Source organism: Hymenobacter lucidus (assembly GCF_020447265.1).
In the GTDB taxonomy this organism is placed as follows: domain Bacteria; phylum Bacteroidota; class Bacteroidia; order Cytophagales; family Hymenobacteraceae; genus Hymenobacter; species Hymenobacter lucidus.
Genome location: NZ_JAJADR010000012.1, coordinates 39,270 through 54,527 on the forward strand (window position 1 = coordinate 39,270; position 15,258 = coordinate 54,527).

The 15,258-nt window shown below is 58.8% G+C and carries 13 protein-coding genes; 10 read left to right on the forward strand and 3 right to left on the reverse strand.

All coding sequences use genetic code 11. The annotated features are described in order from the left end of the window. Positions 1–249: 249 nt before the first annotated feature. Complete coding sequence (locus LGH74_RS23015) at positions 250–1,971, reverse strand: L,D-transpeptidase family protein (RefSeq protein ID WP_226180207.1); 1,722 nt, start codon at positions 1,969–1,971, stop codon at positions 250–252. A gap of 320 nt (positions 1,972–2,291) precedes the next feature. Between LGH74_RS23015 and LGH74_RS23020 the strand changes: the two genes are divergently transcribed. Together LGH74_RS23020 and LGH74_RS23025 are read left to right on the forward strand one after the other, a co-directional pair. After that, positions 2,292–4,079: a M1 family metallopeptidase gene (locus LGH74_RS23020; protein WP_226180209.1), complete on the forward strand. Its 1,788-nt coding sequence runs from the start codon at positions 2,292–2,294 to the stop codon at positions 4,077–4,079. 92 nt (positions 4,080–4,171) lie between these two features. Beyond that, positions 4,172–5,101 (forward strand): cyanophycinase, encoded by a 930-nt coding sequence (locus LGH74_RS23025; protein WP_226180211.1) that lies wholly within the window; start codon positions 4,172–4,174, stop codon positions 5,099–5,101. Between the two features lie 190 nt (positions 5,102–5,291). Here LGH74_RS23025 and LGH74_RS23030 read toward each other — a convergent pair whose 3' ends face one another. Then, complete coding sequence (locus LGH74_RS23030; protein ID WP_226180212.1) at positions 5,292–6,269, reverse strand: isoaspartyl peptidase/L-asparaginase family protein; 978 nt, start codon at positions 6,267–6,269, stop codon at positions 5,292–5,294. 150 nt (positions 6,270–6,419) lie between these two features. On the opposite strand from LGH74_RS23030, the gene LGH74_RS23035 reads away from it, so the two are divergent. The 3 genes from LGH74_RS23035 (at position 6,420) to LGH74_RS23045 (ending at position 8,642) form a co-directional block, all read left to right on the forward strand. Next, positions 6,420–6,845 (forward strand): DUF3127 domain-containing protein, encoded by a 426-nt coding sequence (locus LGH74_RS23035; protein ID WP_226180213.1) that lies wholly within the window; start codon positions 6,420–6,422, stop codon positions 6,843–6,845. Positions 6,846–7,064: 219 nt separating this feature from the next. Continuing rightward, complete coding sequence (locus LGH74_RS23040; protein WP_226180216.1) at positions 7,065–7,940, forward strand: SDR family oxidoreductase; 876 nt, start codon at positions 7,065–7,067, stop codon at positions 7,938–7,940. Between the two features lie 78 nt (positions 7,941–8,018). Further along, positions 8,019–8,642 carry an ATP-binding protein gene (locus LGH74_RS23045; RefSeq protein WP_226180218.1) on the forward strand — a complete coding sequence of 208 codons (624 nt, stop codon included), beginning with the start codon at positions 8,019–8,021 and terminating at the stop codon, positions 8,640–8,642. Positions 8,643–8,961: 319 nt separating this feature from the next. Here LGH74_RS23045 and LGH74_RS23050 read toward each other — a convergent pair whose 3' ends face one another. Then, positions 8,962–9,495: a DinB family protein gene (locus tag LGH74_RS23050; protein ID WP_226180220.1), complete on the reverse strand. Its 534-nt coding sequence runs from the start codon at positions 9,493–9,495 to the stop codon at positions 8,962–8,964. Positions 9,496–9,586: 91 nt separating this feature from the next. On the opposite strand from LGH74_RS23050, the gene LGH74_RS23055 reads away from it, so the two are divergent. The 5 genes from LGH74_RS23055 (at position 9,587) to LGH74_RS23075 (ending at position 15,242) form a co-directional block, all read left to right on the forward strand. Next, positions 9,587–10,105, forward strand: a complete 519-nt coding sequence (locus LGH74_RS23055; RefSeq protein WP_226180221.1) for a YkvA family protein — start codon at positions 9,587–9,589, stop codon at positions 10,103–10,105. A gap of 169 nt (positions 10,106–10,274) precedes the next feature. Next, entirely contained in the window at positions 10,275–12,533 is a 2,259-nt protein-coding gene (locus LGH74_RS23060) for a S46 family peptidase (RefSeq protein ID WP_226180223.1), read from the forward strand. Positions 12,534–12,605: 72 nt separating this feature from the next. Continuing rightward, complete coding sequence (locus LGH74_RS23065) at positions 12,606–13,445, forward strand: hypothetical protein (protein ID WP_226180225.1); 840 nt, start codon at positions 12,606–12,608, stop codon at positions 13,443–13,445. 102 nt (positions 13,446–13,547) lie between these two features. Further along, complete coding sequence (locus tag LGH74_RS23070; RefSeq protein ID WP_226180294.1) at positions 13,548–14,795, forward strand: metal-dependent hydrolase family protein; 1,248 nt, start codon at positions 13,548–13,550, stop codon at positions 14,793–14,795. 3 nt (positions 14,796–14,798) lie between these two features. Then, positions 14,799–15,242 (forward strand): hypothetical protein, encoded by a 444-nt coding sequence (locus LGH74_RS23075; protein WP_226180227.1) that lies wholly within the window; start codon positions 14,799–14,801, stop codon positions 15,240–15,242. Positions 15,243–15,258: the final 16 nt, after the last annotated feature.

Consider the following 15,258-nt stretch of genomic DNA (forward strand, 5'->3'; position numbering starts at 1 on the left):
AAATGTATTCATCCAACTCGAGTCAGTTTACATTAGTAAAACAATTGTAATCTACTCTTCTATCCGCTTCATTCTCTAGGGAAGGAATGCTGCCCAGCCTGTAACAGGCCAGCACCGATTCATTCTTCGGCCCCACTCAGTCCACGTGGTGCCCACTAGCGGCAGGCTATAAAAAAAGGCTACTGACCGGGATGGTCAGTAGCCTTTGTGTTGGAGCTGCTCTGCTACCAGCTTCAGAGGTACCAGAGCCTAGTTGAAGTATTCCCGGGCTAGGGCCTTATCATGGTTGTAGATGTCATCCCGGAAATGAAGCTTGCCGGCATCATCAACCCAGGCCGTGAAGTAGACTAGGTACACGGGCAGAGTTTCCTTCAGCGCCACATACTTCTCCTTACGGTTGGCAATAGTATCCTGGATGGTTTGCATATCCCAACCGGGCTTGTTGCGCAGCAGATACTCAGCCAGCTTCAACGGCTCGGCCACCCGTACGCACCCGTGACTGAAGCCACGCTTAGCCTGGCTGAACAGCTCGTCGTGGGGAGTGTCGTGCAGGTACACATCGTTCGAGTTGGGAAAGATAAACTTCACCTCCCCCAGGTCGTTCTTCGGCCCCGGCCGCCGGCGCACGGTGTACTTGAAGGTCTCCTGCGAGATGCTCGACCAGTCGATGGAGCCCGGGTCAACGACTACTGCTTTCTTGCCATAGCCCTTCACCACCTCCATATCCAGGTGGTCGAGGTACGACGGGTTATTCATCAGCTTTGGCTTCAGTTCCTTCTCAATGATGCTCCACGGTACGTTCCAGTAAGGTGACAAAACCACGTATTCCATCTTGTCGCTAAAGACCGGCGTGGCGTTCATTGCCTTGCCTACGATAACGCGCATATCGAAAACTTCCTTGTTGTTTTCGATGACGTGCAGCTTGTAGTCCGGGATATTAACCAGCAGGTAGCTGGGTTCAAATTTCTTCGGCACCCAGCGCCAGCGCTCCATGTTGAGAATGATCTGGTCGATGCGGGCGGAGAGTGGAACATTCAATGCCTTGAGGGTTTCACCGCTCACGATGCCATCGGCTTTGAGGCCGTTCAGGTCCTGGAACTGCTTAACGGCTTCTACCAACGGGGCATCATATTTCTCTACCGGCGCGGCGGCGGTAGTAGTATTGGTAGTGGCCTGGACGGGCGTAGTGCTGGCGGTTGCCGGCTCCGGCACGGCCGGAGCGGCAGCATCAGCACCGAGCAGGCGCTTGCGCAGCAGAGCTACGGCCGGGGTAGCGTCACCGGGCTTGAGCTTAGTGGTAGCCGGCAGCGTGGGCCAGCCCCCGTTGCGCTGCAGGGCCCGGTACTCGGCCAGAGCTTTTTTCAACCGGTCATACTCCGGGTGTAGAGGCTCAAACTCATAGTAAGGATACGTGCTTTCCCGCTCCTTGAGAATGGTCATGAGAGCCTTATGCAGCTTAATTTTATTGCGCTTAACGTTCCAATCGATGTTTTTGACTTCACGCGGATTTACCGTGCCCCGATAAAAATCGGAAGCCCAGTTAAAGTAAGTACCTGATAATGAAACGTCTATTTCCTTTTCCAGCGCATTGCGCTTGGTCGAGTCCGACTGAGCCTTCTCAAGTTCGGTGAAGAGTTTATCAAAATCCTTGACTTTATAGTCGCGCGGGTCCAGGCCTTCGTCGGCGGCTTTGTTGATGACGCTCAGCAAGGTTTTGGCCTGGGGTACCAACTCGTGGTTGCGAAACCAGCCCAGGCGGAAGTCCCGCTCCCGGTAGAATTTCTTGCCCCACTCCAGCTGGTCTTTAAAGGCCGGCACAGCCTTCATGTAGCTGATGATGTAGGTACTGTCGAGCTTGGGCTGCGCGCCGCCGGCCTTAGTGAGGCCACCAGGCAGCGCATCCTGTATTTTTTCTTTCTGATCCTGGCTGCACGCCGAGCCCATCATCGTCAGGCTGATAAGCCAGAACAACAGGACGGTTAAGAAAGCAGGACGATTCGGTTGATTCATGTACGTAGGTCGTGGTGAGAAAGGCAGTAATGGTTGCTGCCGGTTCTGGTCGGGTAAGAATCGACCAACGTGCCGGCGCAGCACTCTGCGCGTTCTACTGCTTTCCGGTTGCGGAGGTTGCCGGCGAAGCAGAACTATGCCACGCGGCAAGATACTAGTTTTGCCGCTATTCGGTGCGGATTACGAGAGCAAACCCAGCACTTGGTTTGGCCTATATTTGCCGCCCGGCCCCGTTTCCCGTACAGCGAATTCAGTGTTCCGCTTCTTTAGCTTTCCTACCGATGTTTATTCCCGACCCCCACAGCCACGCCCGTCCTGCCGAAGTGCAGGTGCGCCACCTTGCCCTCGACCTGCAGGTTGATTTTGCCAGTCGGACCCTGCGGGGTGAGGCGACTTGGCAGCTTACCAACCACACCGGTGCCACGGAGCTGTGGCTCGATGCCCGCACACTTACTGTGGAAGCGGTATTGCTGGGCGGCCCCGCCGGCGAACTTACTACTTTCGAGCTGGGCCCCGACGACCCGGTGCTGGGCCAGCCCCTGCGCATCGACATCCATCCCGATACCCGGGTGGTGACCATTCGGTACCAGACTGCGCCCGAGGCCTCGGCCCTGCAGTGGCTGAGTCCCGAGCAGACGGCCGGCCGGGAGCAGCCATTTATGTTTACCCAGTCGCAGGCCATTCTGGCCCGCACCTGGATTCCGTGTCAGGACTCGCCCGGGGTGCGCTTCACCTACGAGGCCCGCGTGCGGGTGCCGGCCCATCTGCTGGCTTTGATGAGTGCCGAGAATCCGCAGCAGCTCAGTTCGGTTGGTGAGTACTCGTTTCGGATGGAGCAGCCGATTCCGTCGTACCTGATGGCGCTGGCTGTGGGCAACGTGGAGTTTATGCCCCTGAGCACCCGTACCGGTATTTACGCCGAGCCCGCCACGCTGCCCAGCGCCACCCACGAGTTTGTGGATCTGGAGAAAATGGTGGGTGCCGCTGAGGAGCTGTACGGCCCCTACCGCTGGGACCGGTACGATTTGCTGGTGCTGCCGCCCTCTTTCCCTTTTGGAGGAATGGAAAACCCTCGTTTAACATTTGTAACACCCACTATCCTGGCCGGCGACCGAAGCCTGACCAGCCTGGTGGCCCACGAGCTGGCCCATTCGTGGTCGGGCAACTTGGTGACCAACGCCACCTGGAATGACTTCTGGCTCAACGAAGGCTTCACCGTCTACTTCGAGCGCCGCATTATGGAGCGTCTCTACGGCCGCCCTTACGCCGATATGCTGCAGGTGCTGGGCCACACCGGCCTGCACCATACCGTAGCCGAACTCGGGGCCGACAGCAAGGATACCCACCTGCACCTCGACCTGGCCGGCCGCGACCCGGACGAAGGCCTCAATGAAATTGCCTACGAAAAAGGCGACTACCTCCTGCTCACGCTGGAACACCTGGTGGGCCGCGAAAAGCTGGACACATTTATTAAGGAGTACTTCGCCCGCTTCAGCTTCCAGTCGATGGACACGGTTTCGTTCGTGGCCTACCTGCGCCGCGAGTTGCTCGATAAAGAGCCGGGGCTGGAACAGCAGTTGCAGCTCAATGCCTGGATAAATGGTCCCGGCATTCCGGCGGTAGCGCCGCCGGTGTCGTCGGAGCGCTTCGCCGCCGTGGAGGCCGCGCTGCAAAGCTGGCAGCAGGGCACGCCGGCCGCAACCCTGCCCACGGTCGAATGGAGCAGCCACGAGTGGGTACACTTTCTGCATGGCTTACCAAAAAACTTAACCCAGGCCCAGCTGACTGAGTTGGACGTGGCCTTTGGCTTTACCAATTCAGGCAACGCAGAAATTCTATCGGCGTGGTTTCCGTTGGCCCTGGCGGCTGGCTACCAGCCCGCCAACGCGCCCGTGGAGCAGTTCCTGACCAAAGTGGGGCGGCGCAAATTTCTGGTTCCGATTTACAAGGCTCTACTGGCTACGCCCGGCGGCCCCGAGCAGGCCCGCAGAATATACGCGCGGGCCCGGCCCAATTATCACTCGGTTGCTACCAGCACTTTTGATACAATGGTGGGCCAAATCGTTTAACTTACTGCTCAGCTTCGGCGGGTATGGCGTGAACCTTGCTTGCCGGTGCAGAGTTATTTTCCTTTTGTTGTCATTAAAGTTGAGTTGTCGCGTTGAAAGCACCAAAACCTCTCGGGAAGTTAATTGCCATCGGGGGCAATGAAGACAAGGGTACCTACCCCAACCCGCGTACCAAGAAGAAATATTACCTCAACTTTTTTGAGTTGGGCATTCTGAAGCGCGTCGTCACGGAGTCGGGCAAAATCAATCCGCGTATCGAGGTCATCACCACCGCGTCTATGATTCCGGAGGAAGTGGCCAAGATCTACGTGTCGTCGTTTGCGATGCTGAATTGCCTGAACGTGGGTATTCTCGATATTCGCACGCCCGAAGATGCGCAGCAGCCCGAGTACCTGGCCCGCGTGCTCGAAGCCGATATCGTGATGATGAGCGGCGGCAACCAGTCGCGCCTGAAAATGATGTTCGGCGACAGTGAGTTTCTCCGCCGCCTAACCAACCGCTACTTCACCGAGCCCAACTTCGTCATTGCCGGCACCAGCGCCGGAGCCATGGCCATGTCGCACACCATGATTATGGGCGGCAGCGTGCCGGATGCACTGATGAAGGGCGCGGTAAAAATCGGTACCGGCCTGAGCCTGGTGTCCAGCGTCGTCATCGACTCCCACTTCGTGAAGCGGGGCCGGTTTGGCCGCCTGATGGAAGCCGTGGGCCTGCACCCCAAGCTCATCGGCATCGGGCTGGGCGAAGATACCGGGGTGCTGATTACCGAAGGCAATGTCATCGAAACCATCGGCTCCAACCTGGTCATCATCATGGACGGCCACTCGCTGCAGCACAACAACGCGGCGGCCGCCAAGAAAGGCACGGCTCTCTCCATGGAAAACATGGTGCTGCACGTACTGGCCAAAGGCAACACCTACGACATCCAGCAACGCAAGTTCTACGCCGACCGCACGGCCTACGCACCCGCACCCACCGTTTCGCCGGAGGCCTCGCCCGAAGCCCAGACGACCAACGCGTAATACTCGCCTGATTATCAAACGACAACGCCGACTCTCTCACTGAGAGCCGGCGTTGTCGTTTGAGATTTAGAGAAGCCAGAATGCGTTGTTTCTACTCCTTATATATATGGTGGCAAAAATCCGGTGAAATGAAGCAGGGCAGACCTGCCTTTTTTCCGCCGTTTTTGTGCGGGCCGGCGAGCGGGTTCGCCTAGTCTTTGTAAATACCCACGTAGAGGGAACCCTTGGAGCTGAGGCTGGCGCGGTACATCCCGTCGGAGTTGAAGGGCAGCGCAATCTGGCCGGTGCCGTCGATGGCCACCAAGCCCCCTTCGCCCCCAACGGGCGCTAGCTTATCGTGTACCACGATGCGGCAGGCTTCAGCTAAACTCAGGCTGCGGTATTCCATCAGGCAGGCAATATCGTGGGCCACCATGGCCCGCAGGAAAAACTCGCCGTGCCCGGTGCAGCTGATGGCGCAGGTGCGGTTGTCGGCAAAGGTGCCCGCCCCGATGATGGGCGAGTCGCCGATGCGGGAGTAGCGCTTGTTGGTCATGCCGCCGGTGCTGGTGGCGGCGGCCAGGTTGCCGTGCTGGTCGCGGGCCACAGCGCCTACGGTGCCCATCTTTTTCTTCGGATCTTCATCGACGAAAGCGGCGGGCTCGGCCAGCGGGACTTTGGCTTGGCTATGATCGAGACGCATCCGGCCTTCGGTCAAGGCTTCCTGGAGCTGGTCGTAGCGGTGCTGGGTGAAAAAGTATTCGGCGGGCTGCATGGCCAGGCCATATTCGCGGGCCAGTTCCTCATTGCCGGGGTAGGCCAGCAGTACGTGCTCGGTTTTCTCCATGACCAGCCGGGCAGCCCGAATCGGGTTCTGAATGTGGCGGGCACCCGTTACGGCGCCGGCGGCCCGGTCGCGGCCGTCCATCAGCGACGCATCCATCTCATGGTGGCCTTCGTGGGTGAATACCGCACCGCGCCCGGCATTGAACAAGGGGCAATCCTCGAGGCTGATGACGGCGGTTTGCACTGCGTCGAGGGCCGCGCCGCCGTGGCGCAGCACGTCGTAGCCGGTTTCCAGAGCGGCCTGCAGCGCTAGTCGATACTTCTGCTCGGCCTCGGCCGTCATCAGGGTGCGGGAGATGGTACCGGCACCACCGTGCAAGGCTAAGGCGAAGGGAAAATCCATGGGAGGAAGGAGTATTTAGAGGACTGAGGGCAAGATCGAAAGGCAAAGATACGCAGCTCAACGGTCCGGATTTTGGGCGGCTTCGGTAGCCATACCGCGTTTTTTTTCGTACGTTTGAAGGACCGATTTCCCCACTTAACTATTTTTTTTATGGCTTACGACGCTACCGGCCGCCTGCACGAGATTTTTGACGAACAGCAGGTGAGTGAGAAATTCCGCAAGCGCGAATTTGTGCTGGAAGTTCAGGATGGCCAGTACCCTGAGCATATCAAGTTCCAGTTGGTTCAAGATAAAACCGCCCTCATCGACTCTTACAAAGTAGGTGACGAGGTGAAAGTTACCTTCAACCTGCGTGGCCGCGGTTTCAACAAAAACGGTCAGATGCTGTACTTCACCAACCTGGAAGCTTGGCGCATCGAAGCTGGCACGGGTGGCGGTGCTCCCGCCGGCGGTGGTGGCTACAACCAGCAAGCTGCTCCCCGCGCGGCTGCTCCGGCTCAAAATCAGAACCCCAACCTGCGGGCTGCTCCCGCCGCGCCCATTGCCGGCGACGACGACAACGACCTGCCTTTCTAAGGAAAGCTAGTCGGGCAGAAGCCTGCTAACTGCACGAAACGGAAGCTGAAGCCTCGCACGGGACTTCGGCTTCCGTTTTTGTGTGTATATACTACCGGCCTTTCCAATCCGGTTCCAATAAAAAGTAAAACTTCCCGGTATCCTTTTATCGTTTAGCTACCGGCCCGCTACTTTCCGCCAGTTGTAGTGGGCTTTTTTCCTGGCTTCTCCCCTGCCCGCATGGCTACGCTTACTGATACTCACCGACTTGATGGGCAAACGATTCTTATTACCGGCGCATCCGGCGGTATCGGGCAGATTACGGCGCGGGAGCTGGCCCGGCGCGGGGCCCACTTGGTGCTGGTGTGCCGCAACCCCGAGCGCGCCGCCCACACCAAAGCCCTGATTCAGGAAGTAAGCCCCACGAGTGAGCCAGACGTTCTGCTCTGCGACCTTTCCTTGCTGGCCGACGTGCGGGTGCTGGCCGCCGAAATTGCCCGTCGTTACCAGAAGCTCGATGTGCTCATCAACAATGCCGGTATCATGCCCGGCCCACTCACCATTACCAGTGAAGGCCACGAACTGAGTTGGGTAACCAACCACCTGGCCCCGTTTCTGCTGACCAACCTGCTGCTACCCCTGCTAGAGGCGGCTGGTAGGGCCCGTATTATTACCGTAGCTTCGGAGGCTCACTGGCTGGGCGAGATTGAGCCGGCCCAGAATTTTCGCAATGCCCAGGACAAATACAGCTCCTTCACGGCTTATTGCGACTCGAAGCTGGCCAACATTTTGTTTACCAATGAGCTGGCCCACCGTCTGGAGCTGACCGGCATTACGGCCAACTGCCTGCACCCCGGCATCGTGGACACGGGGCTGGTGAATCCGGGCAGCTCGCGGCTGTTAAAGCTGATGTGGCTGCTGGCCCGGCCTCTAATGGTTACGGCGGAAGTCGGGGCGCAAACCAGCATCTTTCTGGCTACCGACCCGAAGGTGGCCGCCGTAAGTGGCCGCTATTTCAAGCGCAACAAACCCGCCCGAACTTCGGCCACGGCCCAAAACCGCGCAGAGGCCAGCCGGCTGTGGCGCATTTCGGCGGAGGAAACCGGGCTGGAGTAGCGCGGTTGTATCAATGCACGTAGAACCACTGATTCAAAACAAGCAGGGAGTTTCCGTATCACTAGCCGAACCATACCCATGTCGGAATTACAGGAACTGATAAAGCACGGCGAAGGTGAGCGGCTGGAATTCAAGAAGAAAACCACCCACCCAACCCGCATTTCCCGCACACTGGCTTCCCTGGCCAATACGCACGGCGGCCGGGTACTGGTGGGCGTCGATGATGACGGCCGCATTGTGGGCGTGCGCGACGCGGAGGAGGAAAAATACGTGCTGCGTCTGGCCGCCGAGCAATACATTGACCCGCCGATTGAACTGACTTTCAAGGAAATAGAGGAAGACAATCACACAGTGCTGGTGGTGACGGTGGCCGAAAGCAGCCGAAAGCCCCACCGGGCCCAGGTAGCCGAGGGCGACTGGCGGGGCTACGTGCGCGTGCGGGATGAGAGCGTGCAAACCAGCAGCCTGACGGAAAAGGTGCTGGAGCGGCAGGAGCCGCAGCAGTTCGAGAAAATCCCCCTCAACCGACACGAGCTAGCGGTACTGGAGTACCTGCGCAAACACCCGCGCATCACGCTGGGTCAGTATATGCGGCTCGGCAACCTGGGCAAACGGCGGGCCTACCAGACGCTGATTAAGCTGGTGCTGCACGGCTACATCCGGCACCACGACAAGGAAAAGGAGCCGTATTACACGCTGTAGAACCGGAGGTTAGATTATGTCGCCCCAGACGTTTTTTGGTCTGATTATCTACGACACGAAAAATCCCCGCCGTCTACCTGAAGACGGCGGGGATTTTTCATTCACTATAGGCAGCGCAAATAACTACTCGCTGCTGCTGTTCTTAGCTTTTTTCTTTTCGTCTTTGGCGGCCTTTTTCTCTTTGGTGGTTTTGGCCGGCTCCTTTTTTTTCTCTTTGCGGGCGTCTTGTGCTTTAGCCATGATGCAGAATGGTTTGGGTAAGAAAATGGACTTACAGGTTCCTAACGCAAGGTAGCGCGTCGGTGTTGTGCGGAAAAGCCTAAACCAGCGCGGGCAAATACCGCTCGCGCAGAATGCTCAGGTGGTGGCTTTCGTGGCCGGGAATGATGAAGAGCAGGGCCCGGACACTGGCCGGACCGCCATTGGCCCTGCCGGTGCGCTCCAGCTGGACGGCCGAAAACGAGTGGAACAACGACAGTGTGGCAGCCCGCACCGTGGCGTACTCCTGCAAGATGTCGCTCAGCGGCCGATTGTTGGCTTCGGAGTTAGGCACGTAGTCGTCCTGCTCGAAGCCGGGCAAATCGGTTTGGTCGTTGCGGGAGAAGCGCAGGGCGCGGTAGGCGAAAATCCGCTCGGTATCCAGCATGTGCACCAGCATTTCCTTGATGCTCCACTTACCGGGCGCGTAGGCAAAGCGCGCCTGCTCGTCGGTGAGCGAGCCTACAAGCTGGGTGAGCTGCGCAGGCTGCTCCGCCAGAATCTGCAACGGATCAGCTTCCTCGGGAATGTGGCGGATGTAGGTGTCGTAATAGGGCTGATACTGGCCGGAAACGGGCCGGGAGGTGGTTGACATGGGCGGAGGAGCTTGGTATCGGGGCGAAGGTAACCAACTTCCCGAGCTACGGCTGCGTACACGAGGCAATTATTCCTCCAACCTCTCTCCTATGTCGTCACTCGCCGAAAAAGGTCTTTCCATTTCCAAAAACGCGCTGTTCAGCGTCTTCATCAACCGCGCCGGCCGCCTGCTGGGCCGCCCGTTCAAAGTGGTGCTGGTACTCAACGAAGTAGCCAATAAGCTGGCCGACAAAAAAAGCGGCGACAACAAGTTCAAGCAGCTGCTCGACGTGATGCTGACCGTGGTGCGCATGGTGAAAAACTACGTCAGCGGCTCTTACCGCCAGATTGAAACCCAGACGATTCTCTCGGGCCTGGGCGTGCTGCTCTACACCCTTTCGCCCATCGACCTGGTGCCCGACTTTATTCCCGTAGTCGGTTTTCTGGATGATCTGAGCCTTATGAGCTGGTTTGTGGGCAGCTTCCAGGATGAAATTACCAAGTTTCGGACCTGGGAAGAAACCCACGCCGAGGAAGCCGAAGAGGCCGAAAAAGATCTGGTGCCCGCTGCCAAAGCCCTTGACACGACCAAGGCCTCGCCAGCTGTAGCCGAGCTGGGCCACTCGTAAAGAGCTAGCGGCGCGCCGCTTAGTATTGCCTCCGTAACTGAACCCCGATGCCGCGCGTCGGGGTTTCTTTTTTAGTGACTTTCAGATGGCGCTTAACCTTGCCGAAAAACCACGAAATTTGCCGGACCGCCCCGGCGGCCCGCCTTTCCCGCTCATCTACCCCTCTCCTATGCGCATTACCGCCCGGCTGGCGCTGCTGGCCCTCACGTTTCTTTCCTTTTTGCCCGTCGCCCGCGCCGATGAAGGCATGTGGCTGCCGTTGCTGCTCAAGCAGCTCAACGAGGCCGACATGCAAAGCAAAGGCCTCAAGCTCACCGCCGAGCAGATTTACAGCGTCAACCAGGGCAGCCTGAAAGATGCCGTAGTACAGTTTGGGGGCGGCTGCACCGGCGAAATCATTTCCGACCAGGGGCTGCTGCTCACCAACCACCACTGCGGCTACGGTCAGATTCAGCAGCACTCATCGGTCGAGAAAGACTACCTCACCCACGGCTACTGGGCCATGAACCGGGGCGAGGAACTGCCAAACCCGGGCTTGACGGCCACGTTCATCGTGCGCATGGAAGACGTGACCAGCCAGATTCTGGCCGGCGTGCCGACCAGCAACATCACCGAAGCCGACCGCGAAAAGCTGGTGCAGACCAACATTGCCCGCGTAGCCCAGGCCGCCGTGCAAAACACGCACTATCAGTCATTTATTCGACCCTTTTACAATGGTAACGAATACTATATGTTCGTTACGGAGGTGTTTCAGGACATCCGCCTGGTGGGGGCGCCGCCGAGCAGCATCGGCAAATTCGGCGGCGACACCGACAACTGGGCCTGGCCCCGCCACACCGGCGACTTCAGCATCTTCCGCATCTACGCCGGCCCCGACAACAAGCCCGCCGCCTACTCGCCCGACAACAAGCCCTTCAAGCCCCGCCACCACCTGCCCATCTCGCTCAGCGGCATCAAGCCCGGCGACTTTACGCTGGTGTTCGGCTTTCCGGGCCGCACCAACGAATACCTGACTTCCTGGGGCGTAGACGAGGTGTATTCCCTCTCGAACCCGGCTAAAATAAAGGTGCGCGACGCCAAGCTGCGCATTCTGGACCAGGACATGAAGGCCTCCGACAAAGTCCGGATTCAGTACGCGGCCAAATATGCTGGCATTGCCAACTACTGGAAAAAGTGGATCGGCGAAACCAGGGGTCTGAAGAAGCTCGACGCCGTGACCCGCAAGCAGGAGCAGGAAGCCAAGTTTACGCAGTGGGCCCAAAATGGCACCGAAGCCCAGAAAGCCGGTTTCGGCCCGCTATTGCCCCAGCTGGAGCAGCACTACCGCGCCGTGCGCGACTACACCCTGGCCCGCGACTACGTGACGGAAGTGGCCCTGGGTATCGAGCTGGTTTCGTACGCCAACAGCCTGCTGCCTTTGGCCGATATGATTGAGAAAAAAGCCTCGGCCGAAGAGCTGGCAACGGCCGTGGGCAAAGCCAAGAAAGGCGTGGCCGGCTTCTTCCGCAACTACACTGCCGCAACCGACCAGAAAGTGGCCGCAGCCCTGCTGCCCCTCTACGCCGAAGGCACCCCGCCCGGCCTGCTGCCCGCCTACGTGAAGAACCTACAGAAGCAGTACGCCAGCAAAACCGGCTGGGCCACGTACGTTAACTCGCTCTACAGTAAGTCGAAGCTCACCTCTGAGGCCAGTGCCCAGGCCGTGCTCGATGAAGTAGCCAAAGGCAACGTGCGCGCCCTCACCGACGACCCCGCCGCCCAGTTGGCCAGCGCCATTATCACCAACTACCGCGCCGCTATTTTGCCGGCCTACACCACCCACACCGACCAGATTGCCCTGCTGCAGCGCACCTATGTGGCCGGCCTGCGCCAGATGCAAACCGACCGGAAATTCTACCCCGATGCCAACTCGACCCTGCGCGTCGCCTACGGGCAGGTGGCCACCTACGAGCCCGCCGACGGCGTGAAGTACGACTACTATACCACCCTCGACGGCATCATGGAAAAAGCCGACCCGACCAACCCCGACTTTGAGGTGCCGGCCCGCCTCGTGGAGCTCTACAACAAGAAGGACTACGGCCCATACGCCCTGAACGGCACTGTGCCGGTGGCCTTTATTGCCACCAACCACACTACCGGCGGCAACTCCGGCTCCCCGGTCATCAACGGCCGCGGCGAGCTAATCGGCACCAACTTCGACCGGAACTGGGAAGGCACCATGAGCGACATCATGTTTGACCCCGACCGGGTGCGCAACATCACCCTCGACGTGCGCTACATGCTTTTTGTGGTGGATAAATACGCCGGGGCAGGCCACCTGGTGAAGGAAATGACGCTGGTGGGCGGCCCCAATAGTCCGGCCGCGCCCGAGCCCAGCAAGGAAGTGAAGAAGATGAAAGTGAAGCGAAAAGAGAAAGAAAAGGCCTAGCCGTTTTTCGCTGCCTGTACTAATACGCCCGCTGGAATGCTTACTTTCCAGCGGGCATATTTTTTTCTATTCATGAAACACGTATTTGGCATTGCTCTGGGCATACTCCTGCCCCACTTGCCCGGGGCCCCGAAACCTGATCTGCGGGCGGTAGAACAGGAAATTTTGCAGGAAGGGCTGACCTTGTACCAATCTGAGCGGGCCTCCTGGGTAGCCACCGATCTGCTGCTGGCCCAAAAGCCAGATATGAGCGGCATGGGTGGCTATTTGTCCTATATCGAGGGGGATTCTGTCCGCACTGTCTTCTTCCAGAAGCCCAGTCAGGCCGGGCCGCTATACGCCCGTTTTATTTTCAGCTTCGCCAAAAACACTATTGAGCCCCAAAGCGGGCACCTACTGGCGGGCCGCCCGGCCACGGCCACGGAGCAGAAATTATACACCGTGCGGCAACACGTCAATGAAGAACTTTATGAGCACAAAGTGCAGGGCTCGGCCTACGGCTTTCCACAAAACACCCGACCTAATATTGCCTTGGTAGAGCGCCGGGGTCACCTGAGGGCCTACGTCCTGACCGGCCCGCAGGAGGGCAGGGTTTTGCCTATTGGCAACGACTTTATGATGGAAATCGGACCAGACCTGCAAGTGCGCAGCGTAGAGCGTCTGCACAGGTCGTATCTGGCGCTGGAACTACCGGAAGGCCAGACGGTTGAAAGCAGCATCCATTCGCACCTGCCAGCCCACCCCTACATTACGGCCACCGATATTTGTGCCATGCTGTTGTATCAGCAGATTTTTCCGGCTCCTCAGCACACCGTAATAAGTCCTGATTATGTGTCGCTCTTTAACGCCCCGCAACAGCAGCTTACCATCATTACCCGCAAGGCTTTCGAGAAAATAGCGAAGCATAAATAGTCCTTGTCGGTCCTTCTCATTCTACCCGCCTCCTGCCTTTTGCATACCATTATCCGCCTCCGCCGCGCTACTTTTTTTATTTCCCTGAGTTTGCTCGGCGCGATGCCCCAGGCTCATGGGCAAGCAGCTACCAGCCCACTGGCTACTCCCTCACTCCTGCTGCGCCCTGCCGCCGTTTTCGACGGCGAAACCATGCACCCGGGCTGGGCGGTGCTGGTGGAAGGCGACAAAATAAAAGCTGCCGGCCCCGCCGCCCAAATCAGTACGCCGGCCGGGGCCCGCACCATCGAGCTACCGGGCCAGACGCTACTGCCGGGCCTTATCGAAGGCCATTCGCACCTGCTGCTGCACCCCTACAACGAAACCAGTTGGAACGACCAGGTGCTGCTCGAATCACAGGCGCTGCGGGTGGCCCGGGCCACGGCCCACGCCCGGGCCACGTTGCTGGCCGGCTACACCACCGCCCGCGACCTGGGCACCGAAGGTGCCGACTACGCCGACGTGGGTCTCAAGCAGGCTATTGACCAAGGCCTGATTCCCGGCCCCCGCCTGCTGGTGGCTACCCGGGCGCTGGTGGCTACGGGCAGCTACGGCCCCAAGCTCTCGGTAGATGTGGACGTGCCGCAGGGAGCCCAGGAAACCGACGGCGTGGATGGCATTGTGCGGGCCGTGCGCGAGCAAATCGGCCGGGGCGCGGATATCATCAAAGTGTACGCCGACTACCGCTGGGGCAAGGGCGAACCGTCGCGCCCCACGTTTTCGCAGGAAGAGCTGACCCTTATTGTGCAAACTGCTAAAGGCGCCGGTCGCCCCGTAGTGGCCCATGCCTCGACGCCCGAGGGCATGCGCCGCGCGGCCCTGGCCGGCGTCGAAACCATTGAGCACGGCGACGCGGGGACCCCCGAAGTTTTCCGGCTCATGAAGCAGCGCGGCGTGGCCCTGTGCCCCACCGTGGCCGCCGGCGACGCTATTTCGCAGTACCAGGGCTGGAAAAAAGGCCAGACGCCGGAGCCAGAGCGCCTCCAGCAAAAGCGCCTGAGCGTGCAGGCCGCCCGCAAAAGCGGCGTTGCTATTGTCGTCGGCGGCGACGTAGGCGTGTTCACTCACGGCGACAACAGCCGCGAAGCCGAGCTACTGGTTCAGGAATACGGCTTCGCCCCGCTGGAAGTGGTACAGGCCCAGACCAGTGGCAACGCCCGCCTTTTTCACCTACTCGACCGGGGCCGCATTCAGCCCGGGCTGCTTGCCGATCTGGTTTCCGTCGCCGGTGACCCAACCCAGCAGATTACCGCCTTGCGGCAGGTGAAGCTGGTCGTGAAAGGCGGCGTGGTATATACTTCCGATAAGTAGCATATGAATGATATTGCCCTGACCTCTGTCATTCAGAAGGCCCTTCCTCACTTCGTGACCGAAGATGCTACTGAGGACAGTGTGTATGAGTATCTCATTGCAGAAGGAGTTGAACCCGCAGTAGCGGACCGGATTATCATTTTTACGCCTACCACTTTTGGACGGGTAATGATGCGTCATCTGAAGCTTGTATTCCCAGAAACTTACCGAATTCAGCGTGAAAGCGGGGAATTATCTGACTCTCTTTTACTGAATTCAGAACCAGTTTTTCAGGCTGCCTTGAATCTAGCTAGTACGATTGCTAGTGCCCAAATCTGGGAGGAAGCGCTGCACTCAGAAGTAGCCTACTGGAGTGCAGAAACAGATTCTGTAAGTCAAGCACTGGTCGCAGGCTGCCCCGCGGCAAGTATTAAGCCCCAGGAACTGATTGTGCATTGGTACCTATAGCCGTATCCAAACAGGC